Annotated in this window: 23 protein-coding genes and 1 pseudogene; 11 read left to right on the top strand and 13 right to left on the bottom strand. The window is 65.0% G+C overall.

Annotation, left to right across the window (positions count from 1 at the left end; genetic code table 11):
- From VHB27_RS14095 to VHB27_RS14085, 3 genes are all read right to left on the bottom strand, one after another.
- A partial coding sequence (locus tag VHB27_RS14095; RefSeq protein WP_325601450.1) for a hypothetical protein occupies positions 1-371 on the bottom strand: 371 nt, incomplete at its 3' end.
- Between the two features lie 210 nt (positions 372-581).
- Positions 582-938, bottom strand: a complete 357-nt coding sequence (locus tag VHB27_RS14090; RefSeq protein WP_325601448.1) for an ArsR/SmtB family transcription factor — start codon at positions 936-938, stop codon at positions 582-584.
- Between the two features lie 9 nt (positions 939-947).
- Positions 948-1,442 (bottom strand): SRPBCC family protein, encoded by a 495-nt coding sequence (locus VHB27_RS14085; protein ID WP_325601446.1) that lies wholly within the window; start codon positions 1,440-1,442, stop codon positions 948-950.
- A 249-nt stretch (positions 1,443-1,691) separates the two neighbouring features.
- Between VHB27_RS14085 and VHB27_RS14080 the strand changes: the two genes are divergently transcribed.
- Positions 1,692-2,249, top strand: coding sequence for a sugar O-acetyltransferase (locus VHB27_RS14080; protein ID WP_325601444.1), 558 nt, complete (start codon positions 1,692-1,694; stop codon positions 2,247-2,249).
- 464 nt (positions 2,250-2,713) lie between these two features.
- On the opposite strand, the gene VHB27_RS14075 is transcribed toward VHB27_RS14080, so the two are convergent.
- The 6 genes and pseudogenes from VHB27_RS14075 to VHB27_RS14050 all read right to left on the bottom strand — a co-directional run bounded on the left by VHB27_RS14075 (position 2,714) and on the right by VHB27_RS14050 (position 10,801).
- Entirely contained in the window at positions 2,714-3,205 is a 492-nt protein-coding gene (locus VHB27_RS14075) for a hypothetical protein (protein WP_325601442.1), read from the bottom strand.
- A 51-nt stretch (positions 3,206-3,256) separates the two neighbouring features.
- Complete coding sequence (locus VHB27_RS14070; RefSeq protein ID WP_325601440.1) at positions 3,257-6,967, bottom strand: hydantoinase B/oxoprolinase family protein; 3,711 nt, start codon at positions 6,965-6,967, stop codon at positions 3,257-3,259.
- A gap of 12 nt (positions 6,968-6,979) precedes the next feature.
- Complete coding sequence (locus VHB27_RS14065; protein WP_325601438.1) at positions 6,980-7,675, bottom strand: ketopantoate reductase family protein; 696 nt, start codon at positions 7,673-7,675, stop codon at positions 6,980-6,982.
- A pseudogene (locus tag VHB27_RS14060) lies at positions 7,600-7,995 on the bottom strand (ketopantoate reductase family protein); the annotation flags it as partial. The pseudogene VHB27_RS14060 and the gene VHB27_RS14065, both read right to left, overlap by 76 nt.
- Entirely contained in the window at positions 7,995-9,716 is a 1,722-nt protein-coding gene (locus VHB27_RS14055) for a M28 family peptidase (protein ID WP_325601436.1), read from the bottom strand. The pseudogene VHB27_RS14060 and the gene VHB27_RS14055, both read right to left, overlap by 1 nt.
- Positions 9,717-9,742: 26 nt before the next feature.
- Entirely contained in the window at positions 9,743-10,801 is a 1,059-nt protein-coding gene (locus VHB27_RS14050) for an extracellular solute-binding protein (RefSeq protein WP_325601434.1), read from the bottom strand.
- 86 nt (positions 10,802-10,887) lie between these two features.
- On the opposite strand from VHB27_RS14050, the gene VHB27_RS14045 reads away from it, so the two are divergent.
- Genes VHB27_RS14045 through VHB27_RS14035 form a run of 3 tightly spaced genes read left to right on the top strand, consistent with a single transcriptional unit; the run spans position 10,888 to position 13,629 of the window.
- Positions 10,888-11,751, top strand: coding sequence for an ABC transporter permease (locus tag VHB27_RS14045; RefSeq protein WP_325601432.1), 864 nt, complete (start codon positions 10,888-10,890; stop codon positions 11,749-11,751).
- Positions 11,748-12,551: an ABC transporter permease gene (locus VHB27_RS14040; RefSeq protein ID WP_325601430.1), complete on the top strand. Its 804-nt coding sequence runs from the start codon at positions 11,748-11,750 to the stop codon at positions 12,549-12,551. The genes VHB27_RS14045 and VHB27_RS14040 overlap by 4 nt, the downstream gene beginning before the upstream one ends.
- Positions 12,544-13,629, top strand: a complete 1,086-nt coding sequence (locus tag VHB27_RS14035) for an ABC transporter ATP-binding protein (protein ID WP_325601428.1) — start codon at positions 12,544-12,546, stop codon at positions 13,627-13,629. Before VHB27_RS14040 ends, VHB27_RS14035 begins: the two co-directional genes overlap by 8 nt.
- Positions 13,630-13,635: 6 nt before the next feature.
- Here VHB27_RS14035 and VHB27_RS14030 read toward each other — a convergent pair whose 3' ends face one another.
- Positions 13,636-14,607 carry a hypothetical protein gene (locus VHB27_RS14030; RefSeq protein WP_325601426.1) on the bottom strand — a complete coding sequence of 324 codons (972 nt, stop codon included), beginning with the start codon at positions 14,605-14,607 and terminating at the stop codon, positions 13,636-13,638.
- 154 nt (positions 14,608-14,761) lie between these two features.
- Between VHB27_RS14030 and VHB27_RS14025 the strand changes: the two genes are divergently transcribed.
- From VHB27_RS14025 to VHB27_RS13995, 7 genes are all read left to right on the top strand, one after another.
- Positions 14,762-16,837: a molybdopterin-containing oxidoreductase family protein gene (locus VHB27_RS14025; protein WP_325601424.1), complete on the top strand. Its 2,076-nt coding sequence runs from the start codon at positions 14,762-14,764 to the stop codon at positions 16,835-16,837.
- A gap of 78 nt (positions 16,838-16,915) precedes the next feature.
- Positions 16,916-18,097 (top strand): ABC transporter substrate-binding protein, encoded by a 1,182-nt coding sequence (locus VHB27_RS14020; protein ID WP_325601422.1) that lies wholly within the window; start codon positions 16,916-16,918, stop codon positions 18,095-18,097.
- A gap of 24 nt (positions 18,098-18,121) precedes the next feature.
- A complete protein-coding gene (locus tag VHB27_RS14015) occupies positions 18,122-19,003 on the top strand; it encodes a branched-chain amino acid ABC transporter permease (protein WP_325601420.1) in 882 nt (293 codons plus the stop codon).
- A gap of 1 nt (position 19,004) precedes the next feature.
- Positions 19,005-20,039 carry a branched-chain amino acid ABC transporter permease gene (locus VHB27_RS14010; RefSeq protein WP_325601418.1) on the top strand — a complete coding sequence of 345 codons (1,035 nt, stop codon included), beginning with the start codon at positions 19,005-19,007 and terminating at the stop codon, positions 20,037-20,039.
- Entirely contained in the window at positions 20,036-20,836 is an 801-nt protein-coding gene (locus VHB27_RS14005; protein WP_325601416.1) for an ABC transporter ATP-binding protein, read from the top strand. The genes VHB27_RS14010 and VHB27_RS14005 overlap by 4 nt, the downstream gene beginning before the upstream one ends.
- Complete coding sequence (locus VHB27_RS14000; RefSeq protein WP_325601414.1) at positions 20,799-21,518, top strand: ABC transporter ATP-binding protein; 720 nt, start codon at positions 20,799-20,801, stop codon at positions 21,516-21,518. The genes VHB27_RS14005 and VHB27_RS14000 overlap by 38 nt, the downstream gene beginning before the upstream one ends.
- 194 nt (positions 21,519-21,712) lie before the next feature.
- Positions 21,713-22,990 carry an NAD(P)/FAD-dependent oxidoreductase gene (locus tag VHB27_RS13995; RefSeq protein WP_325601412.1) on the top strand — a complete coding sequence of 426 codons (1,278 nt, stop codon included), beginning with the start codon at positions 21,713-21,715 and terminating at the stop codon, positions 22,988-22,990.
- A gap of 51 nt (positions 22,991-23,041) precedes the next feature.
- Here the strand turns inward: VHB27_RS13995 and VHB27_RS13990 are convergent, their stop codons facing one another.
- The 3 genes from VHB27_RS13990 to VHB27_RS13980 are packed head-to-tail and all read right to left on the bottom strand — an operon-like array spanning position 23,042 to position 25,439.
- On the bottom strand, positions 23,042-23,470 hold the full coding sequence (locus VHB27_RS13990; protein WP_325601410.1) for a hypothetical protein: 429 nt from the start codon (positions 23,468-23,470) through the stop codon (positions 23,042-23,044).
- Positions 23,467-24,264 (bottom strand): beta-ketoacyl synthase chain length factor, encoded by a 798-nt coding sequence (locus tag VHB27_RS13985; protein WP_325601408.1) that lies wholly within the window; start codon positions 24,262-24,264, stop codon positions 23,467-23,469. The genes VHB27_RS13990 and VHB27_RS13985 overlap by 4 nt, the downstream gene beginning before the upstream one ends.
- Entirely contained in the window at positions 24,261-25,439 is a 1,179-nt protein-coding gene (locus tag VHB27_RS13980; RefSeq protein WP_325601407.1) for a beta-ketoacyl-[acyl-carrier-protein] synthase family protein, read from the bottom strand. Before VHB27_RS13980 ends, VHB27_RS13985 begins: the two co-directional genes overlap by 4 nt.
- Positions 25,440-25,441: the final 2 nt, after the last annotated feature.

The following is a 25,441-nucleotide window of genomic DNA, read 5'->3' as shown; positions in this document are numbered from 1 at the left end:
TATTGATCGGCGTAGTGGGACCACATCAGGAGCGAGTCACTAACCCGCGACAGACAGAGAATGCCGATAAGGCTGTTGAATTGCTGAACGATGTCGCGCGATATAGCGTCGCTCGCTTGGCAGCCATCCGGCATCTCGTTCAGGGCGCCCGGCGGCGGCTGCCGGCGTTGCGCTCGTACGTCGAACGAAAAGCTGAGCTGCCTCTCGCCCGCGTCGTTAGGGACTACGACTTCCGGTAGCAACTCGAACGGATCGTTGAAGGCGCTCGGCTGCGTGAACCGTACGGAGCCTTGAAGAATTCGCTTCAGGCTGGCGATGTCCACATACTTGTAAAGCGGGGTGGAAGCCGCGCCAGTCGCCGCGTCGGTCATCGTCCTCTCTCCCGGTCGAGTTTGCCCTACGTGAATCAGACCCGTATTCGGACCTTTGCCGATCCCAGGATGGAGACGGTCCGGCTTCGGGTGGCCTTTGTGCCCGAGGTTCCAAACTCTATTATAGGGCTATGGCGTAAGCGTAGTGATCATCGCTATCGGGCATGGCCCGCCAGTCGTCCAAATATACCCTTCTCCGACCGCCTCGGCTCAAGAGCCGTCTTCTACAAACGCTCTCAACCGTTCCAGTCGCTGGTCCCATTGTGCCGAAATCCAGTCGAGATAGTCCCGCACGGCTGCCAGTTGCCGTGTCCGTAGCCGCCACTGTCGGTCCCGCCCGATCCGGTCGCTGTCCACGAGGCCAACATCTTCGAGCACATGCAGATGTTTGGTGACGCCCTGACGTGAAAGACCATCCGCACATCGCTTCAATGCCACGGTCGGAAGCGGCCCGTCCTGCGATAGACGCGCAACGATCGCCAATCGAACCGGATCACCCAGCGCAGAGAAGATCGGCGCCGCTTTCGACCGTTGGTCGGCGCTGTCGCCATGGTCCGGATCCAGCATGGCAGCCCCTCAGCGCTGCTCTTCAAGAGCGAGATATTTTTCGATCAGCTTGCTCTGATGCGCCCAGCCGGCGTCATTGCTTTCCATGGCTTTTGCACGCCGATCGATGGGGATCCGTTCGAAACCCGATTCGGTAATGGTAAGCAGGGTGCCGCCTTCGGCTTCTGCAAGCTGAAACGTCACCAGGGTCATAGGTTCGCTGGAATAATCGCGGGTGGGGTCAACCGCGTAGGGGTGCCAGCGGAACGAGAACAACTCCATTGGCTCGATCCGCTCTACGACCACACGCCAGGGAAATCCGAGATACGGTTCCTGTAATCGGGCAACGTCCGGATCGACTTCTGTCGGAACGATCCGCCCACGCGCCTCCTGTCCAGCAACGAACGGGCCATCGATTTCGACGCCAAACCACCGGCCAAAGCGCGCCGAGTCACTTATGGCACGCCATACGCGTTCCCGCGTGGCCTTCAGGACGATCCGTTTTTCAATTCGATCGGTATCCATAAGCAACCTCCCAGTTGCTTATGGATACCGCACTCAACGCTGGGACGCAACCATTCCGTTGCGCCTAGACGCTTCTCCACCGTTTCGGCAGAACATGCGCCAAGAGGTGCGACTCGGGTGGGAATGGCGACCCGCCAATTCGATGGGCTACGATGGGTCGCGATTCCGATCCTTCGCTCTATTTGCCGAATCGCGATGCCACCCGCGCGTCGAGACGCACATTCACCTGGGTGTTGAGGAAAACAGCGGATGTCCAATGGGACCGGCGGCAAGATAATCTACAGAAGGACGCCGGAGTCGGCGGCCATGCTGGCAAACGTCAAACGGGCGATGGCGATCACCGCTACACTTAACCGTTTGACCTTCAACGATGCAGACGAAATTCGGGCCTTGTTCAGTGAACTTATCGGAAAAAAAGTAGACGAAAGCTTTTTGCTGATCCCACCCTTCTACACCGCTGGCGGCGACGAAATCCGGGTGGGGCGTAATGTGTTCATTAACCAGAACTGCACATTCTACGACCTTGGCGGCCTAGACATTGCGGACGATGTGATGATCGGGCCGAATGTAAGCATCATCACGGCAGGCCATCCCCTTGAACCCTCGCAGCGCCGCGTCGCCACAATCGGAAAGCCCATCGTGATCGAGAGAAACGCCTGGATCGCTACCAGTGCAACGATTATCGGCGGGGTGACAATAGGCGAAAACTCGGTTGTGGCTGCGGGTTCGGTCGTCACCAAGGACGTTCCTCCGAATACCCTTGTTGGCGGAAATCCGGCGCGAGCCATTCGCTCGATTGGCGACTGAAGGAACACCCGCCAAGGGTCGCAGACGGCCGGCGCCTGCAGGATCGAGACGGGGGCGGTCTCCTGCGGTGCACCGTTTGGTACGGCACAAGCAGCGCATTCTGCCCGCGGCTCGGTGTCCGCGATCCGATCCTGCGTGACCTCGCACGTGTGTTGCTGGCGATGATGGCAGTCACTCACGCGGTCCGCGCCGGTCACGATGCCTGTTGCGGTGTGTCGCGGCCAACCATGCGGCGACGGCCATCGCTGACAAGACCAGGGCCAAACATACCCCTACTGCCACGATGTCGATCATTCGCACGTCTCCGGTCCCAGCCTGCTACGGCAACCGACCATCTCTTCGGCCGCTCAGCCGCGTTGGTGTGGTGGCACAATCGCGGTAACCGTGCAAACTGCCGCCGAACATGGCATGAGCGCTCTTCGAGCTTCAGCTCGCCCGGAAGCGTTGCTGCCGGGCCCTAGCGGTTACAAGTCCACCAGCGATCCATCCGGTGGCGCCGCGTTCTGGCCCTTGGTGCCCTTTTTCGTCCTGGCCTTTGTCCCTGTTTTCGACACAGCCTTGCGTGGGCCGCCAGCCTTCTTCTTCGGTGCCGTCCGACCCGGGACGGAGGGCCCGCGAAGCTTGTGCCAGGCCGCCAGAGACGGCGGAAGCAGCAGCACGATCGCAATGAAAGCCGCCACGAGCCGCGCGCCCAGGCCAAGTTGGCCAAGAAGGCTCAGCCAGAACAATTGCAGGAGCGCGCCGGTATCCAGGATAAGCGCCGCCGCGAACACCATGGCCACGATCAGCACGATGACAGTCAGCCGCAGCCAATGGCTGTGGGTCGTCTTGGCCGGCGCGCGTGAACGCGCGGGCCGGCTGCCGGAGGAGCGCTTGCGGGGCCGTTTGGGCGGAGCGTCTGCCATGGACCGGATGTTATCGCCGTTCACGTTAAGCGGCCGTTCGGTCAGGCCCATACGGGGGGTAGCAGAACCGGTGCGAGCCGTTCAAGCCGTTCCTTCTCAACCTTAAGGGGCGGGTGTCTTGCCGTCCGCCATGTCCTGCGCCGCCCGTCCCGCGTCCCGGTGATTCGGATCGCCATAGCCGCCACCGCCCGCGGTCTGCACGATCACCCGGTCTCCGCGATTCAGGCGGGTGACGATCTTGGAGGGAATCACCTGCCGCGTACCATCCGTCCGAAGGATGACCCCGTCCGCCGAGGCGCCATCTCCGCCGCCTGCCAGCCCCCGAGCTCGGCTGAAATGGCGCTCGCCGCGATGGGTGAAAGCGACGCCGTCCACCAGCATTTCATATTCGCGGACCGTCCCCAGGCCGCCGCGATATTCGCCGACGCCGCCGGAACCCGCTGCCAGTGCCACGCAATTCACCCGGATCGGTGTTTCCATCTCCATCGCTTCGGCGGGCAGGTTCATGCAATTGGTTGCATCCGTTTCGATCACGTCCACGCCGTCGCCGAACCGGGACGCGCCGCTGCCACCCGCCACGAGGTCGCCGATTACGAACGCCTTGCCGTCCGGCGCTTTCCCGCCGAACGCCACCATCAGCATCTCGCAGGCAGATGCGGCGGGTGCTCTGTCCGGCAGCGCGGATGCCAAAGCCGAAATGATCGACCCCGCTATCCGCTTGATCGTAGATGTCCGCGCATTGACGGGCGCGGGTTCGGTGGGATTGACGAGACTGCCTGGAGGCAGATGCAACGATATTGGTCGAAAGCATCCGCCGTTGGTCGGGATCGACGGGTCCGTCAGCGCGCGGATCGCGAAGCATGCCGCCGCCAGCGATCCCGATGGCACACAGTTCAATGGACCCCGAACCTGCGGACTGGTACCAGTGAAATCCACATGCATCGCGTTGTCGCGGATGGTCACGGCGACCTCGACGCGGATGGTCCTGTCGATGTCGATCCCGTCATTATCGAGGGAGTCGACGAAGCGATAGGTGTCTTCGGGAAGGGCGGACAGAGCCTGCCGCGTCATCGTCTCCGACCGGTCGAGCAGTTCGGCGAAGATCTCGGTCAACGTGCCGCTGCCATAGCGATTGGCGATTTCCAGCAGGCGCCGTCCGCCGATGCCGCAGGCGGCGACCTGGGCATGGATGTCGCCCATCACCGTATCGGGGATGCGGACGTTCTGTCGGATCATCGCGACCAGCGTTTCGTTGATGACGCCGCGGTCGCGGAACTTCAGCAGCGGGATGCGCAGGCCTTCCTGGAAGACCTCGGTGGCGTTGGTGGGAACCGATCCGGGTGTCAGTCCGCCCATGTCCTGATGATGTGTCATCGCCGCGGCGAAGGCCAGCACGCGGCCGCCGGCGATCACCGGTTGGACGATGGCAATGTCGGGCAGGTGCGTCCCGCCGCAATAAGGGTCGTTCATGACGAAAATATCGCCAGGATCCATCGTCTCGGGCGGATAGGTCTCGATCACGCGCCGCAGCACGGGGATCAGCGTGGCCAGGTGGATCGGGATGGCGCAGGCCTGTGCCAAGGTGGTCCCATCGGCGGTGAACAGCCCGGCGGAGGCGTCCAAACCCTCCTTCACGATCGGCGAAAACGAGCTGCGCAGCAGCGTGGACTGCATCTCGTTGGCGATGCCTTCCAGCTTGTGGCGGACGACCTCCATAGTGATCGGGTCAAACCCGCCTGCCACGGCGGGAACGGCCGTCGCCGACGGGCGCAGCAACAGCGTGCCGTTTTCCCCTGGTTCCGCGGTCCAGCCGGGCTCTACCAGCGTTGTCGTGTCCGCCTGCTCGATGATCGCGGGTCCCGGCACCGGCCCGCGCAGGTCGTCGCGGCGCCAGAACGAGGCGGCGACGGGCTGGTCGGATTGCCGGACGCGGATCATGCGCTGCACCGGTTCGCCCCCGGACCCGACGGTCAGGCCCGAGCTTGCAGTCGCCGCACGGCCGGACATCATGCGGTGCACGGTGCGCAGGTTCACGATTCGGGCCGGATTGGCGGTGTGATGGCCATACACCCGATCATGCACCGCCTGGAACGCGCGATAGGCCGCGGTCAGCGCGTCGGGTTCGGTGGCGTCCAGATTCACTTGCAGATGATACGACTGGCCGATGTAGCAGATATCGGCGTAGTGGCTGACCTCGGCGGTGGAGACGCCCTCCTGCCGCATCAGCGTTGAACACTGCTCGTCCAGCGCGGCCAGGCCGTCACGGACCTCTTGGATGTCCAGCCCATCCAGGGCGCGCGGGAAGGCGGCGGAAACCTCGTGCTCCACGGGCGCGCCCAGCAGTCCGGCCGCGGCCAGCACGCCTGGGTGCGGCGGGACGATGACGGCCTGGATGCCCAGTTCCTCGGCCAGCGCCGTGCCGTGCATCGGGCCGGCGCCGCCCAACGGGATCAGTGCGTAGCCGCGCGGATCGATGCCGCGGCCGATCGAGACCAGCCGGATCGCTTCGGCCATCTGCGCGTTCAGCACGCGATGAATTCCCAGCGCCGCGGCCTCGACCGTCAGGCCCAGCGGTTCGGCGACGTGGCGCCGGATCGCGATATGCGCGGCGTCAGGGTCCAGCCGCATCGTGCCGCCAGCGAACCGGTCGGGAGCAATATAGCCCAATACGACCGAGGCATCCGTCACCGTCGGCAGCGTCCCGCCTCGGCCATAGCAGGCTGGCCCCGGCTCGGACCCCGCCGATTGGGGTCCGACCCGCAGCGTCCCGGCGGCATCCAGCCAGGCGATGCTGCCGCCGCCGGAGCCGATGGCGGTGACGTCCACCATGGGGACGCGGACGGTGAAGCTATCGATCTCGCCTTCCGGCCGGATCAGCGGCTGGCCGTCGCTGATCAGCGCGATGTCGCAGGACGTGCCGCCGATGTCGACGGTGATCTGGTCGCGGAAGCCGGCGGCCAGCCCGGCTTCCAACCCGCCGATCACGCCGGCGGCGGGGCCGGACAGGAATAGCCGCACCGGCCGCTGTCGCGCGACCGGCGAGGACGCGAGGCCGCCGCGCGACTGCATCACCTGCAGCGGCGCGCGCACGCCGATGCGGCTCAGCCCAGCTTCAAGGTTGGCGAGGTAATCGGAAACGACAGGCTTGATATAGGCGTCGAAGGCGGTGATGCACGTGCGCTCGTATTCGCGGAACGCCGGGTCCACGTCGGATGACAGCGAGACCGGCACGGCCGGGAGCATTTCCGCCGCGATCTGCCGGATGCGCCGCTCATGCGTGGGATCGAGGAACGCGAACAGCAGGCACACGGCGATCGCCTCGACGTGCTGGTCGCGCAGGGCGGCCAGCGCCGATCGGACGCTGGCCTCATCCAGCGGGGTGATCACTTCGCCGGCGGCGCTGATCCGCTCGTGCACCTCCTTGCGGAACCGCCCGGGTGCAAGGAAGACCGGTGTTTCCGGCTTCAGCACCAGGTCGTACATCTGGTGGCGCATCTGACGGCCGATTTCCAGCACGTCCTTGAAGCCCTGCGTGGTGATCAGACCGATGCGCGCGCCCTTGCGTTCCAGCACCGCGTTCGTGGCGGCGGTGGTGCCGTGCGTGAAGCGGGCGATGCGTGCCAGGTCGACACCCCAGTCGTCGCGGGCGGTCTCCAGCGCAGCCAGCACCGCCAGGCTCGGATTGCCCCGCGTCGTGGGGATTTTCGCCAGCCGCACCGCACCGTCCGAGGACCGGCAGACGACATCGGTGAACGTACCCCCGATGTCGATGCCGAATTCATAGGATGGTGAGTCACCCGTGTGGCCGTCCATCATTCGCCTCGCTTATGCCGCCAGCAGATCCAGCAGATTGTCGTCGCTCAATGGTCGCTTGCCGTCTTCGATCTCATGGATCATCGCGGCAAGCTTGCGGCATTTCGGGCAGTCGATTCCGTGCTCTGCGCCGATCGTCACGATCGGTACGATCTGCATCTCGACCTCCGTGCGGCGCTTGCGGATCGCGAGGTCGCGCCAGATGCCGGAATGTGTTTTCGCGTTGGGCCGGTTGAAGGCCACCATCGCGTCCACGGACCGTCTCGCGTCGACCTCGGTCGCGCCAGGCGCGAAAGCAGTCGGATCGAAGCCATTGAATGCGCGCTGCCCCGCACCGATCGCGGCCGCTACCGCATGGACCTCGCCGCAGATGGCGCGCCATAGCGGCAGAAGTTCCGGCCGCGCGAGGCAGTCGGCAATGCCAAGCTGGCCGAGCGCCTGGGCGTAGAGGAGGGTGAGGTAGCCGAGCTTGCCCCAGAGGAAGGATTGGACGTTGTCGGTGATGATGGCGTCGGGTTCGAATCCCTCGGCGATCGTCTTGTGCAACGCTTGCAGACGGGGGTGGTGCGGCCGTCCAGCTCGCCCAGCACAAACGCGCCGCGATTGCCGTAGAGGATCTCGCCAGGGCCCATCCAGTCGGCGCCGTAGTTGATGAACGCACCGATCACGCGGTTGGGTCCGACGACCGAGGCAATGGTCGCTTCGCACAGTCCGTTCTGCAGCGACACCACGTAGCCGCCGGGCGTCAGGTGCGGCAGCAGCGCGCGTGCTGCTTGTTCGGTGAATTGCGCCTTGACTGCGAGATAGACGTGATCCCAGACCCCGGTCAGTGTATCCGGGGTGAAGGCCGGGGCAGTGATGGTGAACGCATCGACGGGGCCGGTGATCTTCAGACCCGGACCGGTTATGGCCGCGACATGGTCGGGGACGATATCGACGAAGGTCACATCGTTGCCGGCGCGCTTCAGGAACGCCCCGGCGGTGCCCCCGATCGCACCCGCGCCCCAGATCAGAATTCGGTCGGACATCAAGCTGCCTCCAGGCATGCGGTCAGGGCTTCGGTCGCCTCATCCAGCGCATGGCCCAGCCGGTTGCACGCACGTCGCGCCCCGCCCATCAGGAACAGCGCCTGATCCGAACCGGCCGAGGCGGCGGCCAGTTGTCGTACGGCGTCCAGCACCGGATAGGGCGATTGCGGCAAGGCGGGGTCGTGCTCGAACCGATCGCCGTGCGTATAGTCCATCGGCACCATCGCGCGCCCGACCGCCATCAACGTCCGGTTGACGTGATCCGCTTCCGTTTCCGGCAACGCCATCAACGCCTGCGCCTTTTCTCGCAGCAGATCAGTCCGCGCGATCAGCCCCGAGAGGTCGAGTTTATCATCGAGCGCCTGCTGCAGCTTCGTCAGTTCCCGGTGCAACGAAGCGGCTGCTGCCGCGTAATCCAGTGGCAGCACGCGATCCGACAGCAACCGTCCGATCGTGTGGACGTAGATTTGCGTGTCGCGCACCAGCAAGTCAGGATCCATCTTGTCGAGCGTATCGTCGGGCGTGTGCCACCACCAGCCGAAGCCTGCGCCTTTGCGGACGCCGCCGCCGAAGACCGATCGGGTGAAACTATCCGCCGAACCGGCCGGCTGCTCACCCATGCCCATGAACATCGATGGTATGCCGACCCCCCAGAACGACTGGTCGCCCGCCCGGCTCATGCGATGGCCGTCATGGTCCTGGCCGCCACGGACGCTGATCGCCTCCTGCGCCAGCCCGCACAGTTCCGCCGAGCAGGGGGAATCCGACAACACCGTATTGCCCTTGGCGCCCGTGGAATCGACGTTGACATGCGCCACGCATCGCCGTGCCAGCTCGTGCCAATGCGTATCCGCGTACCACGTGGACCCCGCATACCGACCATGCGAATGGCCCGACCAGAAACACAGCCGCAGTCCGCGACGCCACGCCGTCCGCTCCGGCGCGAAGAGCCGTGCGATCTCGAGCATGGTGGCGTTGGCCCCGCCATTGTCCATGACGCCTTGATACCAGGTGTCATGGTGGCCGGAGAACATCACGAACGGCTCCGCCGGGTCGGCGCCGGGTAGTTCTGCCACCAGAATGGGAATCTTGCGCCATCCTGTATCGACTTCGGCGTGCAGCGTGACCTCGACCGGCGCATTCCCCTGCACACGCTGCTTCAGCGCATCGCCATCCGGTCTGCGCAGCGTCAGAACCACGGTGGTCGGCAGACCATCTCGCGTTGCCTGGGTCGGGCTGCCCCAGACCGGGGAGACACACATCTCATGCAAGTGCTCATGCGGGCTGATATGGATTTGCCCGATGGCCCCGGCCTGCGACGCATTGCGACTGGCGCTCGGGTTCGCCATGCCGTCCAGCAGCACAATCTTGCCGCGGGCATCGATCGCGGCGAAATCCTCGGCACGACCGTTCCCGCCATAGACCACGACGCCATGCAGCCCACCCGGCGGCGAGGGTTGGGAAAAGGAGTGGGTGATGCAGTCCGGCGCTTCCGCCTCACAGTCGATCCTCGCCTTGCCCGGCAGGCTGATATACGCGTCGTGCAGAACCAGGTCGGTATCGTACCCATAACCATCCAGCACGGCCTGCAGGTAGCGAAAGCTTTCCAGCTCCTGCGGGGTGCCGGATAGTTTCACCCGCTTCGAGAATTCCTCCAGATGGCGCATCATTGTACCGGCGTCGACCGCGGTGCACAGGCGACTGATCCATTCTTCCGCCATTGGCAGCCTCCCTTTCGTCCGGTCGTTCAGGACGACATGATCTCCTGCCATTTCAGGGTCCATTCCCGCTGCTTCTGGGCGATCAGACCGTCATCGGGGAACACCATGGACGCCATCTTGGCTTCGGTCGTGATCTGGGCATCGACGAACCCGTCCGGCCAACCGGTGACGTCCGGCCGCCCGGGGCTCGCCTGATAGGCGACGCAGAACGCCTTCTGGATCTCCGGATCCAACCGGAAGTTGATGAACTCATAAGCCAGTCGCTTGTTTGCCGCGCCGATCGGAACGGCGCAGCAATTAGCGAGCGCGATCGTGCCTTCTTTGGGGATTGTCACTCCGAACGGCAGGCCTCGCTTCGCGTACAGCAAGGCCCGGCCGCTCCAGAACGGCATCAGCCAGACCTGCTCGTTTTCCATATACGGCACTGCCTGTGCCGAGGACGCGGCAACGAAGCCGATATCGGGCTTTTGCTTCGCCAACATGTCCCAGGCGGGGGCGAGGTTGGTCTCGCTGCCGCCTTTGCTGCGAGCGCCCATGATCAGCGCATAGATCAGCAGCGTGAAATTGCCTGGTCCATGGCTGACGAGGTGCCCCTTGATTGCGTCGCCATAGGTATCGTGCGCTTGCCAGTAATCCAGCCAGGATTCGGGCTTTTTGATCTTTTTCGTGTCCCAGATCAGCGCGAGGTACTGATAGGTCTGCACCGCGCCGTAAGCGGGCATGATCGTCTTGCTCTTGTTGAACGCGTATTTCAGGTTCGGGACCTGTGTCTCGGTAATCGGCTCGAAATACTTTTCCTTCGCGCCCAGGATGATGATCGGGACCGTTGTCTCGCCGATCACGTCGATCCCCGGCGAACCCCGCGTTGCGCGTACCCGGGGATAGGGGTCCACGCCGCCGGAATCATCATAAGTCACCTGGCAGGAGAACCTCTTCTCGAACGGCTTGATGACCGTATCCATAAAGATGTCGCGATATTCGCCGCCATATCCCGTGACCACAAGTGTATCGGCGGCACTCGCCCTGGACGAAATGATCGATGCCGCGGCGGCAGTCGTCAAAACCGAGCGGCGCGTCATCGACATGGCGGGATTCTCCTGCTTGCGGTAGCCCGTTGCATGGTTAACAGTGTTTGCACATGCAGCAAGGAAAGCAACCCCTTCCAAGGCGAATGATCGGCGCGGGCGATCCGGCCGGCGAACTGATCGGCCCAAGGCTGATGGTCGCGTTGCCGGCGGCGTTCCTGTTGCTGTTTTTCGTCATTCCGAATGCGTTCCTGCTGACCACCAGCTTCCTGAAATCGGAAGACCAGGTGCTGACGAACCAGGTCACGCTGCAGAACTTCACCTACCTGCTGACCAAGCCGATCTATCTGACGTCGATCCTTCGCAGCTTTTGGATCAGCGCCTTGACCGGCATGCTGGTGGTGCTGCTGGCCTATCCGCTTGCCTATTATCTTGCGCGCACCGCCAACCGCTGGCGTGGCCTGCTGATCGGCATAGCCCTGGCGCCGCTGCTCGCCAGCGTTGTCGTCCGGACCTATGGCTGGTGGGTCATTCTCAACCGGGATGGCCCCATCAGCGACCTGGCGCGGGCGTTTGCCCTGTCGCGCGGCCCGCTGGTCCTGTTGCCGTCCTCGCTGGCGATCGTCGTGGGTCTGACGCATGCGCTGTTGCCATACGGCGTGCTGACGATCCTGAGCGCGATCAACGGCATCAACCCGTCGTTGGAGCGCGCGGCCATGAGCCTGGGCGCCAACCGCTGCCGCACCTTCCTGACCGTCACGCTGCCGCTGTCGATCCATGGCATTGCCGGCGCCTTCCTGCTGGCGTTCTCCCTGTCCGTCAGCGCCTATGCCACGCCGGCGATCCTGGGCGGTCCGGCGACCGCGACCATGGCGACGCGGATATACGATTTCCTGACGTCCCTCGACGACTGGTCGCTGGGGGCGGCGATGGCGGCGATTCTGATCGTGACGACGATGCTGATCCTGTTCGTCGGATCCGCCGTCGGGGCGCGGCGGGCCAGCCTGTGAAACCGTGGCATGCCCTTTGTGCCGTCGCGGCCGCGGTCTATCTGTTCATCTTCGCACCGATCGTGGTGACCGCGAGCGTGTCCTTCAACGCCGGGAACCTGTCCCGCTTCCCGCCGGTCGGCTTCTCGTTGCGCTGGTGGAGAGAGGCGTTAGACCCGCGGTGGTTGCAGCCGCTGACATTCAGCCTGGAACTCGCTGCTATCTCCGCCATCATCGCCACCCTGCTTGGTCTGCTGCTCGCATTCGGCCTCGTGCGTCACCGGTTCCCCGGTCGGGATCTGGTCGCGACGCTCAGCCTCGGCCCGCTGGCGCTGCCGGCCCTGGTCACGGGCATCGCGCTTCTGCAGATCCTCAACATGGCTGGCATCGATGCGCTGTACGGCTTTCCGGCGCTGGTGATCGGCCATGTCGTGATCTGCCTGCCGTTCACCGTCAGGACCGCCGCGATCAGCCTGCAGGCAATGCCGGCGCGGGTGGAACAGGCGGCCTATAGCCTGGGTGCGACGCCGATCGAGGTGTTGCTGCGGGTCACGCTGCCGCTGATCAAGAGTGGCGTGTTCGCCGGTACGGTGTTTGCCTTCATCCAATCGTTCACCGACTACTCGGTGTCGCTGTTTCTGACGAAACCAGGTGCTTCCACGATCAGCGTCACCATCCTGGGCTTCCTCGATTACGGTTTCACGCCGACCCTGGCGTCGGTCGCGGTGATCACCCTGATCGTGCCGCTGGCCCTGATCGCCATCGTGCAGCACTATTTCCGCGTCGGCGACTTCATATACGGATCGGGACGCCATGGCTGACAATGCGGTTGAACTGATCGGCCTCTCCAAGCTGTTCGCCGATATCCCCGCGGTCGACCGCATCGACCTGACCGTCGCGACGGGTGAGTTCCTGACGCTGCTGGGGCCGTCCGGCTGCGGCAAGACGACGACACTGAATATGATCGCCGGGTTCCTGACCCCGGATGCCGGCACGATCCGCCTGGCCGGTCGCTCCGTCGACCGGCTGCCGTCGTTCCGCCGCGACATCGGCATCGTCTTCCAGGACTACGCGCTGTTCCCGCACATGTCCGTCGCGGACAATGTCGCCTTCGGCCTGAAGATGCGGCGCGTCGCCAAGCCGGAGATCACGCGGCGCGTCGCCGAAGCGCTGGACCTTGTGCACCTGTCCGGCTTCGGCGAACGCCGGCCCATGGCGCTCAGCGGCGGGCAGCGACAGCGGGTCGCCCTGGCGCGCGCGCTGGTGATCCAGCCGACGGTGCTATTGCTGGATGAGCCGCTCAGCAACCTGGACCTGAAGCTGCGTGAGGAGATGCGTTTGGAGATCACCACGCTGCAGCGCCGCTTGGGCATCACCATGATCATGGTGACACACGACCAGGGTGAGGCGCTGGCGGTGTCCGACCGTATCGCGATCATGAACAAGGGGCGGATCGAGCAGCTTGGGGATGCCCATTCGGTCTATGAGAACCCCGGCAGCCGCTTCGTCGCGGATTTCATCGGCCAGACCAACTTCGTCCCAGGAACGGTGCGCGAAGGCACCCAGGCGGGTGGCGAATGCACCGTGACGACCGAGGCGGGCAACCTGACGCTTCTGGCTCCCCAGGCCCTGCAGGCCGGTGCCAAGGTGGAGATCGCCGTCAGGCCCGAACGCCTGCGCTTCGCGACCGCCGCCGATGCCGCGATGCAGCTGTCGGGGACTGTCCTGCGGCATGTCTATCTGGGCGATCACACCGAGACGCATGTCCGGACCACCGCCGGTTCGGTGGTCGTCGTGCGTACCGGCAACCATGGCGAGGCGCCGTTGCCGGCCGAGAACGATACCGTGGCGCTGGCCGCGGCAGCGGCCGATTGCCGGGTCTTCACGGCGCCAGCTTGAAGCCGCCTACGCCGATTCCAGGTATTCCGCGAAATAATCGTCGACCGAGACCAGTTTCGGCGTCAGTCCCAGCGCGAAGCCCATCTCACAGAACAGCTCCATCGTGCGGCGGTTGGTCGCGTCGAGCCCGTCTGCGTGATAGTCCGGCGCGCTGATCTCGTTCTCCAGGTCGTGCCATGGGGTCACGTAGGGGAAGCTGCGCTGCTGCCGTTCGAAGAATTCGTTGTTCCGGATGAAGGCATCCGTGAGCCGGCGGGCCAGGGACTTGTCGCGCTCCCACACGTCGCGGCGCATGACGATCAGATGCTGTGGCGGATAAACCCCGGTTTCGGCGAAATACCGCGCCTCGGTCCCCCGGATATCGGCGACCAGCCGCATGATCGGCCCGTCCGCCGGATGATACTTGATCGGCCGGGGAGGGCTGTACAACGCGTCGATCTCCCCCGCGATCAGCATCTCCGACAGCGCCCGTCCGGCGGGCGCCGATTTCACATGCGGGGGAAAATCGCCACCGGACTGGGAGATCTGGGGCACGTCGACGTCGCCAATCAGCCACTGGATCTGATCGGCCTCCACACCGCACCAGCGCAGGAAATGCCGGTACCAGATCGATCCGCTGGCGGTCCAGCTATACATGCCGACGCGCTTGCCGATCAGGTCCTTCACCGTCCGAACCGAGCTGCCTTTGGCCACGTACAGGTCGCGCGCGGTGAAGTTGCGCAGTGGAAACGCCGGCAGGGCGATGAAGCGGCGGTCGCCCCGGCCGATCCGTGCCAGATGCTGCCCCATCGACCCTTCGCCCGCGTCGACGGTCGGATCGGTCAGCGCCCGGCTCAGCAGCGACGCACGGTCGGGCCACGATCCTTCCCGGCCTGTCACCACATTTAGCTTGACGCCCTCGGGCGCCACCGCGCCCGTCACCAGCGGCATGATCCGCGCGTAGTCGGCCAGGGTCACGGTAAGGGTCGTATCGGCCATGTGCAGCTCCTGAAACGGTGTTGCGCCAAAAGAGTGTTCCATGCGTGCACCAAGCCCAGCACAAACCGGGCTATCGGCAAAGGTCCCTATGGCATCGCGGACGCGGCTGGTTCACACTCAGCGAGCTGCAAGCGGATGCCCAACAGGTGAAATCATGAGCATCGCGACGAAAACCGAGGCAGCCGAGTGGGTGAAATCGGCCTGTCCGCACGATTGCCCTAGTGCCTGCGCGCTGGAGGTCGAGAGGCTGTCGCAGAATCGCATTGGCACGATCCGCGGAGCGGCGGACAACACCTATACCGCCGGGGTCATTTGCGCGAAGGTCGCGCGGTATCGCGAGCGTGTTCACCATCCCGACCGCCTGCGCACGCCGCAGCGTCGGGTGGGGGAGAAGGGCACGGGAGCATTCCAACCCCTGTCCTGGGACGATGCCCTGGACGAGATCGCCGAGGCCTTCACGCGGGCGACCCAGCGCCATGGCAGCGAGGCGGTGTGGCCGTACCACTCCGGCGGCACAATGGGGCTGTTGCAACGTTACGGCATCGACCGGCTGCGCAACGCCATGCGCTATTCCCGCCAGCAGACCACGATCTGCGTCACGCCGGCCCAGTCCGGCTGGATGGCAGGGATCGGCAAGATGAACGGCACCGATCCCAGGGAAATGGCGGATTCCGACCTGATCGTGGTGTGGGGCGGCAATCCCGTGTCCACGCAGGTCAACGCCATGGTCCATATCACCCGCGCGCGGAAGCGCGGCGCGAAGCTGGTGGTCATCGACGTGTACGAAACGCCGACCGCCAAGACCGCCGACCTGGCGCTGATCCTGCGGCCAGGCACCGACGCCGCGCTCGCCTGCGCGGTGATGCACGTGCTGCTGAAGGAGGACCTGGCCGATCGCGACTACCTGGCGCGCTACACCGATTTCGGCCCGGACGTCGAAGCCCATCTGGCTGGGCGGGGGCCGGAATGGGCGGCGGGGATCACGGGGTTGTCGGTGGAGGAGATCACGGGCTTCGCCCGCCTTTACGGCGCCACCAAGCGCAGTTTCCTGCGTCCGGGCTTCGGCTTCACCCGGTCGCGCAACGGCAGCGCCGCCATGCACGCCGTATCCTGCCTGCCCGCCATCACCGGCGCCTGGCGGGAACCTGGGGGCGGCGCCTTTTTTCTCAATATAGACTGGGGCCTGGACACGACCCTGGCACACGGGTTGGACATGCTCGACCCGACGATCCGCGTCCTGGACCAGTCGCGGATCGGTCCGGTGCTGTGCGGCGAAGCGGCCGACCTGAAGGGCGGCCCACCAGTCACGGCGATGTTCATGCAGAACGCCAACTCCGCCAATGTGGCCGGCGACAGCAGGACGGTGCGGCGGGGCCTGTCGCGGGAGGACCTGTTCCTGTGCGTGCATGAGCAGTTCCCGACCGCCACCACGCGATACGCCGACATCCTGCTGCCGGCGGCGCAGTTCCTGGAATATGACGACCTCTATTATGGTCTGGGTCACACCCACCTCAACGTCGGCCTCGCGGTGCTGGACCGGTATGAGGACGCGCGCACCAACCATGAGGTGATCGGCGGCATCGCGCGGCGGCTTGGGTGCAATCAACCCTGCTTCTCCATGTCCGCGCGGGAGATCCTTGACCTGACGCTGCACCAGTCCGGGCGCGGCACGCTCGAGGAGGCGGCAGAACGCGGCTGGATCGACTGTGCGCCGGCATTCGAGGACGCCCATTTTCTCAATGGCTTCGCCCATTCCGACGGATTGTTTCACTTCAAACCGCAGTGGAGTCATATCGGCCCCGAACACGCCATCATGCCACCGATGCCGGACCATGTGGCGTTGATCGAGGCGGCGACCGACGACCATCCGTTCCGCATGGTCGCACCGCCGGCGCGTTCATTTCTCAACACGAGCTTCACCGAGACGCCTAGCTCGCGTGCGCGGGAGGGCGAACCCCGAGCGCTGCTGCATCCCGAGGACGCGGCGATGTTGGGGTTGGATGAGGGCGACGGCGTGTGCGTCGGCAACCGCCGCGGCCAGATCACCCTCGCCGCTCGGCCCTTTCCTGGCGTGCAGCGGGGCGTGGTGATCGTGGAGGGGATCTGGCCCAACACCAGCTTCGCCGGCGCCCTGGGCGTCAACCAGTTGATCGGCGCCGACCGAGTGCCGCCGAACGGAGGCACGGCGTTCCACGACACCGCCGTCTGGCTGCGTCCTGCCGAACGGTGAACGGCCGGCTTGGCGCGAGCTTTGCATCTCTTTTCGCGGTCATGGGGTGATTTCTGCGACAAATAGGGAGCGGCGGCGATGAAGATCTGGCGCAAGGCTTGGGGTGTGGTGACGCTGCTATGTGCCGGGGTCTCCTGTCTGCCCATGCAAGCCAGGGCGCAATCCGCGCCGGGCGTGACGAAGGAGCAGATCACCATCGGTTCGTTCGGCTCCTTGACCGGCCCTACTTATCTGTACGGCAAGCTCACGATGAACGGCGTCGACGCAGTGTTCGCCAAGGTCAACGCAGCCGGCGGCATCTTCGGCCGGAAGCTGGTGCTGGTGCGGGAAGATGATCGGTGCGATCCGGCAACAGCGATCGCCGCGGTGAAGAAGCTGGTCTTCGTCGACAACGTCTTCGCCATCATCGGCGGCGGATGTTCCAACGCAGCCCTCGCCGCTCGGCCTGAAATCATCAAGGACGAGATCCCGACCAATATTTTTGCGTCAGTTGCCGATGAAATAACATCGCCTGTCAGCAAGTATATCTACACGACGATGACGACGGCCTCGATCGAAAGTCGGGCACAGGTGGACTACGCGATCGCGCAGGGGGCGAAGAAGATCGCCGTGGTGGCACAGCACGATGCATGGGGCCAGTCGCGGTATAAGCCGCTGATGGAAGCATTCAAGGCGCATAACGTGACGCCAGTGCTGGATCTGGAAATGACCGTCGACGACAATGACGCGACGGTGCAGGCGCTGAAGATCGCGCAGGCCAAGGCAGATGCCGTGGTCATGGTCCTTTATGCCAAGCCGGGCGCGGTCCTGGTGCGGTCGCTCAACAAGCTGGGCCAGAACCCTATGCTGATCGGAGAGACGGGCATCGCCGACCCGGTGGCGTTCACCAAGCAAGTCGATATTCCCGGCGCTACCGATAAGTTTGTGACGCCATCGGCGGTGCGCTACACGCCGTCCTCGCCCGAGGTGGCGGCGTGGACGGCGTCCATCAAGAAGATGTTCCCGAACGATGACCTGTCGGTCTTCAACTTGATGGGGATCGGTGCTGGACAAGTCCTGGTGGCGGCCTTGCAGAAGGCCGGCCCCGACCTGACGCGCGAAAAATTCCTCGACGCGATGGCCCATATCGACGTCACAACGGATACCTATGCCAGTCCGATCGTCTGCAACGATCCCGTCAGCCATCAGTGCAACCAGCATGTCGCATGGATGAGGGCGGCAGGCGACCACGCGGAGATGCTCGCGGCCAAGACGCAATAGCGCGCTGAAGGAGAGGCAGCGCCCATGATGATGTTCGGCTACCTCGTCATGACCGGGATCACCACCGGCGCGCTGTATGCGCTTGTCGCGCTGGGCATCACCGTCGTCTACAAGGCGACGAAAGCGGTTAACTTCGCGCATGGCGACCTGTTCATGCTGAGCGGGTTCGTCGCGTACACCTTCCATGTGATGTGGGGCGTCGAATACGTCGTCGCCTTGCTGCTGGCGGTCGCCGTGGCGTTCGTCATCGGCGCGGTATCGGAACGGATCGTGTTCCGGCCGGTGGTCAATCACGGCATGGTCAGCGTGCTGCTGGCGACGGTGGGGCTGTCCTTTGTCCTGAAAGGCATCGCCCGCGGGCTGTGGGGCGGCAAGGGCGATTTCATCCCGTTTCCACCGCTGGTCGACGGCGCCCCGGTCATGATCGCGGGCATTCCGGTGACGCCGCAGCAGCTCGCGGTGCTGGCCGGGGCGGTCGCGATCATGGTGGGATTCGGCTTGTTCGTCCGCTTCACCCGCTTCGGCCGCATCATGCAGGCCACCGCCGACAACACCAAGGCGGCCCGCCTGATCGGCATCCGGATCGAGCGTGTCTATATGTACACCTTCGCCGTCGGTACGGCGCTCGCCGGCGCGGCCGCCGTGCTGATGGCGCCGATCACGCTGCTGTATCCCGATATCGGCTTCGTCCTGTTCATCAAGGCCTTCGCCGCTGCCGTCCTCGGCGGCCTGACCAGCATTCCGGGCGCCGTGGTCGGCGGTTTCGCCATCGGACTGATCGAGGCGCTCGCCGGCGGCTATATCGACACCAATCTTCAGGACGTCTCGGCCTATATCGTGATCATGCTGGTGCTGGCTTTCCTGCCTAACGGCCTGTTGGGCGGTCCGGTGGCGCGACGTGTCTAGGATGGCGCCCCTCGCGGTCAGGCATTTGTTCGGCTGCAGGCCGTTCCTGGTTCTGGTGTTCGCGTTGTTCGCCGCCGTGCCGTTCGTGGCCAATCCATACGTGCTGTTCGTCGCGAACCTGATGCTGATCTACGTGATCCTGGCCACGGGGTTGAACATCCTGGTGGGATACGCGGGCCAGTTCGCGCTCGCCAATGCCGCAATGTTCGGCATCGGCGCCTATGGCACCGGCCTGCTTCAGGTCAAGCTGGGCCTTCCCTATATCGTCGCGGCCCCCGGTGGCGTGCTACTGGCGACGCTGGTCGGCACCATCATTACCCTGCCGGCGCTGCGGCTCAGCGGCGTCTACCTGGCGCTCAGCAGCTTGTCCTTCGCGATGTTCACCCAATGGGTGCTGCTGCACTGGAACAGCGTCACCTTCGGCGGCGGGGGCTTCCCGGTGCCGAATATCGACCTGCGCCCGTTGCTGCCCGTCGGTCCGGACCGCACGATCTACTACCTCTCTTGGATCGTCACGATTGCGCTGCTGGTCCTGGCCTGGTCCCTGTTGCGGTCCCGCGTCGGGCGCGCGTTCGTCGCGGTGCGCGATGGTGAGATCGCGGCTCAGGCTCTGGGCATCCACCTGCTGCGCTGGAAGGCGCTGGCCTTCGCGCTCAGTGGCTTTTACGCCGGGGTGGCCGGTGCGCTCTACGCCCCGCTGCTGGGCTACATCTCACCCGAGGGCTTCGACCTGTTCCAGATGATCGTGCAGAAATCCATGATCGTCGTCGGCGGGATGGGATCGCTCCTGGGTTCGGTCATCGGCGCGATCGTCATCACCGGGGTCCTGGAGATCCTGCGTGAGTTCAAATCGACGCAGGAAATCGTTTTTGGCGGCGTGCTGATCGCGTTCGTCATCTTCCGCCCGCGCGGCATCGCCGCCTGGCTCCAGAGTTTGCCCGGCTGGGCGGAACCGCTGAGTGCGTTCGATCGCGACCGGCATCCGGTGTCGGGGGAACCGCCCGCCTTGCCGATCCTGAAGGAAAGCCAGACATGACGATGTTGGCGGTCCGGGACCTGTCCGTCGCATTCGACGGGGTGCATGCCCTGTCCGACATCAGCTTCGACGTCAAAGAGGCTGAAATCGTCGGCATCATCGGCCCCAACGGCGCGGGCAAGACGACGCTGCTGAACACGATATCGCGGCTCAATCGTATCGACACCGGTACTATCCATTTCAACGGCACCCCCATCACCGCGAAACGTGCGGATCAAGTCGCCGAACTCGGCTTGGGCCGCACCTTCCAGACCTCCCGCCTGTTCCCTGGCATGACGGTGCTGGAAAACGTCATGACCGGCCTGCATCGGAAGACGGCCGCCGGGCTGTTCGCCTGCGCCTTCCGCACGCGCGCGATGCGCGAGGAGGAAGAGTGGGCTGCCACCAAGGCTTGGGCCGCGCTCTGTTATGTCGGAATGGAACGCTTCGCCGATCGTCCCAGTTCGGCATTGTCCTTCGGTCAGCAGCGCATCATCGAGATTGCCAGAGCATTGATCGCCGAACCGAGCCTGCTGTTGCTGGATGAGCCGGGTGTTGGCCTCAGCGTGAACCGCGTCGCGGAACTCGACCGCTTGCTGCGGCGCATCCGCGACGAACGCGGCGTCAGCTTCCTGATGATCGAGCACGTGATCCGACTGGTGGTCGATGTCTGCGACCGGGTCATCGTGCTGAACTACGGCCAGAAGATCGCCGAGGGCCTGCCGTCGGCAGTCACCGCCGACCCGGCCGTGATCGCTGCCTATCTCGGGACCGGATTCGATGTCGCCCACGGCCATGCTGAACGTCGCGCATCTTAACGTCCGCTACGGCGTGACCGAGGTCCTGCGCGACGTCTCCTTCGCCGTGCCGGAAGGCAAGATCATCGCGCTGCTGGGTGGCAACGGTTCGGGCAAGACAACGATCCTGAACACGCTGACCGGTTTGATCCGGCCACGGGCGGGTTCGATCACGGTGGCGGGGGTCGAAACCGCCGGCTGGCCCGCGGACCGGCTTGTGCGCCACGGGGTCGCGCAGGTGCCGCAGGGCCGCGAAGTATTCGCCGCCATGACGGTCGAGGAGAACCTGGATCTCGGCGCGGTGACCCGCCATGACCGGGCCGCGATCGCCGCCGATCGGGATGAGATCTATGCACTGTTCCCGGCCCTGACGCCGAACCGGCGGCGACGCGCCGGCAGCCTGAGCGGCGGTGAGCAGCAGCAGGTCGCGATCGGCCGGGCGCTGATGTCCCGGCCGAAATTGCTGTTGATGGATGAGCCATCGGCGGGGTTGTCGCCGCTGGTGGTGGGATTGATGGTCGATACGATCCGCGCCCTGCACGCGCGGGGCATGACGATTTTGCTGGTGGAACAGAATGTCGGTGTGGCCGCTGCGGTCGCCGAGACCGCGCATGTGCTGCAGAACGGCGCCATCGTCCACACCGGTTCGGCACCGGCGTTGATCAACAGCCACGAGGTTCTGGCGTCCTATCTCGGGCGCTAAGGCGCGCTGACCGGAGGCGGCGTCGCCGCAAGTCCGAATCGCGCAATCAAACAAGTACCTAAAGGAGGATGAGTGAGCAAAAGCGAAGTCATTATCCTTTAGAGCGAGAGGGGGTGGACCCGTCGGACCTGCTCCGCTTGGCCCCAAGCCCCGGTGACGTGTATCCTGCGTCCGCAACGGATCGGAGAGGCATCGTGCCGCTGGACCAGCAAGAACTTGGACAATGCGACGTGCTCGTCGTCGGGGGAGGCCCCGCCGGCTCGACCGTCGCTACGCGCCTGGTGGAACTCGGGTTCGAGGTCGTCCTGGTCGAGAAGGACCGGCACCCGCGCTTTCATATCGGCGAAAGCCTGCTGCCCCTGAATGTTCCCCTGTTCGAACGCCTGGGCGTCGCCGACGCGGTCAAGGCGATCGGCATGCCGAAATGGGGCGTGGATTTCACCTCCCCCGTCCATGATCGGACGGTGATGTTCGAATTCGCCGATGCCTGGGACAAGCGCCTGCCGTATTCGTTCCAGGTGAGACGGTCGGAATTCGACCACATCCTGCTGAAGAACGCCGCCGCGAAGGGTGTCACGGTGATCGAGGGCTGCCGCGTGACGGCGCTGGACCTCGACCAGGACGACGGCGTCGAGGCAGTTGCCAAGGACGATGCGGGGCAGGAACGGCGTTGGCGTGCCCGCTTCCTCGTCGACGCATCCGGGCGGGACACGCTGGTCGCCAACCGCCTGGGACTGAAGGAGCGCAATCGCCGTCACGCAAGCGCCGCGATCTATGGTCATTTCACGGGCGCCCGCCGGCAAGAGGGTCAGGCCGGAGGCAATATCAGCATTTTCTGGTTCGACCATGGCTGGATCTGGTTCATTCCGTTATCCGATGGCACGACCAGCGTCGGCGCCGTCTGCCCGCCGGAGTATGTCAAGTCGCGCACGACGGATGTCACAACGTTCTTCCAGCAGACATTGGCGCAATCCCCGCAATTGACCGAACGGATCGCCGGCGCGACGCTGGTGGGGCAGGCGACGGCGACAGGGAACTACTCATACGTCTCCAGTGCCATGCGCGGGCGCAACTACTTGCTGGTCGGCGATGCTTTTGCCTTCATCGATCCGGTGTTCTCCACCGGCGTCTACCTCGCCATGAGCAGCGCCTTCCACGCCGCCGACGCCATCGCCACCGCGCTCCGCCAGCCCCAAGAAGCGGAGCGCACCCTCGCTCGGTTCGAGGCGAATGTGCGCCGTGCGCTGAGCCGTTTTTCCTGGTTCATTTATCGCATGAACCGTCCGGCCCTGCGGGACCTGTTCATGAACCCGCGCAACCTGTTTCGTTTGCAGGAAGCGATGCTGTCGCTGCTGTCAGGCGACGTCTTCCGACCGTCCCCGGTGCATTGCCGGCTGACGCTGTTCAAGGGGTTATATTATGCCAAGGCCGCGCAGCGGAAATTGATCGCACGCGCGCCGCGAGCCGCCTGAGCAGGCCAGTCCGCCGGTGATGAGCTCAAGATGTAGGTAACTAACGGGCTTTCAGTGCCTGAGCACCACGACCGCGCGACCGTCGAGCAGTGGACGCGCGCCGGTTCGAACGGAAAAGCCGTACATCGCGCGCTGCATCTCCTGGTGCAGGCATGTCGCCTCGACCGCCAACATGTCCCGCACGTCGTCCAGCCGATCCCGGTGAAAAGCGACGGAGCGCAGTGCCGCCAGGTACCCCCGGTTCGGTCGCGCAACGGCGGATGCCGTCAGCGCCGCGTGGAGCGCCATGGCCTGGGCCGCGTATTCCACGCCGCACAGGATGCCCAACCGTCCGTTACGCCGCATCGGATTGCTAGCCGACAGGTGGCTGGTCGCCAGGCACAGGATGCGCTCCGCATCGAGGCTCGTAACGGAGTCGAGCAGGCACATTGCCCCGCCATGCGGCAGCAGCGCCGCGATCCGCTCCTGACTGATCATCATGGCTCGACGTCCACTTGCAAACCGCCGCGGCTCAGGCCCAGCCGGACGGATTGGGCTGATTTCCGGCCCAGTGCAATCAACAGCGGCAAGGCCCGAGCCGCGGGATTGCCGAGGCGGAGCGTGTCGAGTGCCGGGTCGGCGCAAGGCGTTTCGTCACCGGTGTCCGAGAGTCCGATCCGCAAGCGTGCCAACGTGCGCTGCGATGCTGTCCGACTAAGCACCAGCGCTACCCCGAAGCCTCCCACAATCGGCCGCAACGCGGCGAGCGGCGGGGGATAGGGCAGGTCGTAGGCGACCAGCAGCACATGGCTTTCGCCCGACGCCACCTGGACTGCAGCTTCCAGCAGCCCTGCCGCGAAACTCTGGTCGTGACAGCTCACGCTGCTGACGACCTCCCGCGACTGGGTCGCGAGGCCCCAGTAGCCGGATGGGGCGTTGTGGACCGAGTTGTGGAACCGGGTCGGCGAGACCTCTCGGGTCGCGGTGCACAGTGTCGCCAGTATGGCATCGATCGTTTCCCCATCGGCGCTGGAGGACGCGAACACCGCCGGCAGCGCTGCCGCATCCAAGCCCGACTGCTCGACCGCCGCCATCCCCACGCCCAGCGCCAGTCTGACGGACGGAACGGCGCGGCGCCGTTCCCCTGGCGAAAGCTGGGGTGGTGGCGCCAGCATCAGCGGCTCTGGCCGATAAGGCGTCGCGCCGGTCAGGACCGGCAGGCTCGCTGCCCAATCCGGCAGCCCCGGCCCGCACAGGGCCGCCGCTTCCAGCCCGACTACCAACGGGGCGCTCATGCGCTCCGCCCCAGGACCAGGCTGGCGTTGCTGCCGCCGAAGCCGAATGAGTTGGACAGCATCCGCTCCACCCGGCCCGGCCGCGCTAGGGTGATGTATCGGCAGCGCAGGGCGGGGTCGTGCGATGCGGTATGAGGACTGCCGGGCAGCAGTCCGTGCCGGATCGCCAGCGTGCCGATGATCGCCTCGACGATGCCGGAGGCTCCCAACGTGTGTCCGGTATGCCCTTTGGTGGAACTGCACGGGACGCCGTCGCCAAAAACGGATAGGACGGCGAGGTCTTCGGCCGCGTCGCCGATGCGGGTCGCGGTGCCGTGCAGGTTGATGTAGTCGATCGCGTCCGGCCGCAAGCCGGAGGCCGCCAGCGCCCGCGTCATCGACACCATGGCGCCGGCACCGTCTGGGCGGGGCGCGGACATGTGGTGGGCGTCGCTGCTCTCGCCCACACCCAGCATCGCCACGCTGTTGGCGCCGCCGTGTTCGGGCCGTTCCAGCAATGCGAACCCGGCGGCCTCGCCGATCGACAGGCCCTCCCGGTCGGCGTCGAACGGGCGGCACGGGCCGGGCGCCAGCAGTTGCAGCGCATTGAAGCCATACAGCGTTGTCAGGCACAGGCTGTCCGCCCCGCCGACGATCGCCGCGTCGCACAGCCCGGCCTCGATCATGCGGGCAGCGGTCGCGAAGACCTTCGTAGTCGACGCGCAGGCCGACGAAACCACCAGTGACGGTCCGGTGATCCCGAGTTGGGTCAGGACGAATTCGGCAACGGAGAAGGTGCTTTGCGTGCCGGCGTAGTCGACCGGGTAGGATAGCGACCCATCCGGCTCCCGATGCCGGTATGCCTGCTCGATCTGCAGGATGCCGGAGGTGCTGGTACCCAGGAACACGCCGATGCGGCGGGGGCCGTACCGCGTCTTCGCCGCTTCAACGGCCGTTTCGAACCCGTCCTGCGCCAGGGCCAGCCGGGCGAGCCGGTTGTTGCGGCAATCGAAGCGGCTGTCGAGACGCCAATTGTCCAGCCCATCGGCCTCCCCGACAAAGGTTGGCAGGTCCACCGTTTCAAAACGGCACGGTCGAAGCCCACTGATCCCATCCCGCAGCGCCGTCAGCGTCGCCCCCAGGCCCAAGCCCAGGCTGCTGGCGATGCAGGTGGCGGTGATGGCGAGCGGGCGCACCG

It is taken from the genome of Rhodopila sp. (assembly GCF_035548235.1).
Lineage (GTDB): Bacteria > Pseudomonadota > Alphaproteobacteria > Acetobacterales > Acetobacteraceae > Rhodopila.
Note: the sequence above shows the minus strand (reverse complement) of the source record. Positions and strands in the feature narration are given on the sequence as shown.

Coding starts and splice junctions, on each gene's coding strand:
- VHB27_RS14090 (WP_325601448.1), bottom strand. CDS start 938: ATGCTGGATCCGGACCATGGCGACAGCGCCGACCAACGGTCGAAAGCG.
- VHB27_RS14085 (WP_325601446.1), bottom strand. CDS start 1,442: ATGGATACCGATCGAATTGAAAAACGGATCGTCCTGAAGGCCACGCGG.
- VHB27_RS14080 (WP_325601444.1), top strand. CDS start 1,692: ATGTCCAATGGGACCGGCGGCAAGATAATCTACAGAAGGACGCCGGAG.
- VHB27_RS14075 (WP_325601442.1), bottom strand. CDS start 3,205: ATGGGCCTGACCGAACGGCCGCTTAACGTGAACGGCGATAACATCCGG.
- VHB27_RS14070 (WP_325601440.1), bottom strand. CDS start 6,967: ATGGACGGCCACACGGGTGACTCACCATCCTATGAATTCGGCATCGAC.
- VHB27_RS14055 (WP_325601436.1), bottom strand. CDS start 9,716: ATGGCGGAAGAATGGATCAGTCGCCTGTGCACCGCGGTCGACGCCGGT.
- VHB27_RS14050 (WP_325601434.1), bottom strand. CDS start 10,801: ATGTCGATGACGCGCCGCTCGGTTTTGACGACTGCCGCCGCGGCATCG.
- VHB27_RS14045 (WP_325601432.1), top strand. CDS start 10,888: ATGATCGGCGCGGGCGATCCGGCCGGCGAACTGATCGGCCCAAGGCTG.
- VHB27_RS14035 (WP_325601428.1), top strand. CDS start 12,544: ATGGCTGACAATGCGGTTGAACTGATCGGCCTCTCCAAGCTGTTCGCC.
- VHB27_RS14030 (WP_325601426.1), bottom strand. CDS start 14,607: ATGGCCGATACGACCCTTACCGTGACCCTGGCCGACTACGCGCGGATC.
- VHB27_RS14025 (WP_325601424.1), top strand. CDS start 14,762: ATGAGCATCGCGACGAAAACCGAGGCAGCCGAGTGGGTGAAATCGGCC.
- VHB27_RS14020 (WP_325601422.1), top strand. CDS start 16,916: ATGAAGATCTGGCGCAAGGCTTGGGGTGTGGTGACGCTGCTATGTGCC.
- VHB27_RS14015 (WP_325601420.1), top strand. CDS start 18,122: ATGATGATGTTCGGCTACCTCGTCATGACCGGGATCACCACCGGCGCG.
- VHB27_RS14010 (WP_325601418.1), top strand. CDS start 19,005: ATGGCGCCCCTCGCGGTCAGGCATTTGTTCGGCTGCAGGCCGTTCCTG.
- VHB27_RS14005 (WP_325601416.1), top strand. CDS start 20,036: ATGACGATGTTGGCGGTCCGGGACCTGTCCGTCGCATTCGACGGGGTG.
- VHB27_RS14000 (WP_325601414.1), top strand. CDS start 20,799: ATGTCGCCCACGGCCATGCTGAACGTCGCGCATCTTAACGTCCGCTAC.
- VHB27_RS13990 (WP_325601410.1), bottom strand. CDS start 23,470: ATGATGATCAGTCAGGAGCGGATCGCGGCGCTGCTGCCGCATGGCGGG.
- VHB27_RS13985 (WP_325601408.1), bottom strand. CDS start 24,264: ATGAGCGCCCCGTTGGTAGTCGGGCTGGAAGCGGCGGCCCTGTGCGGG.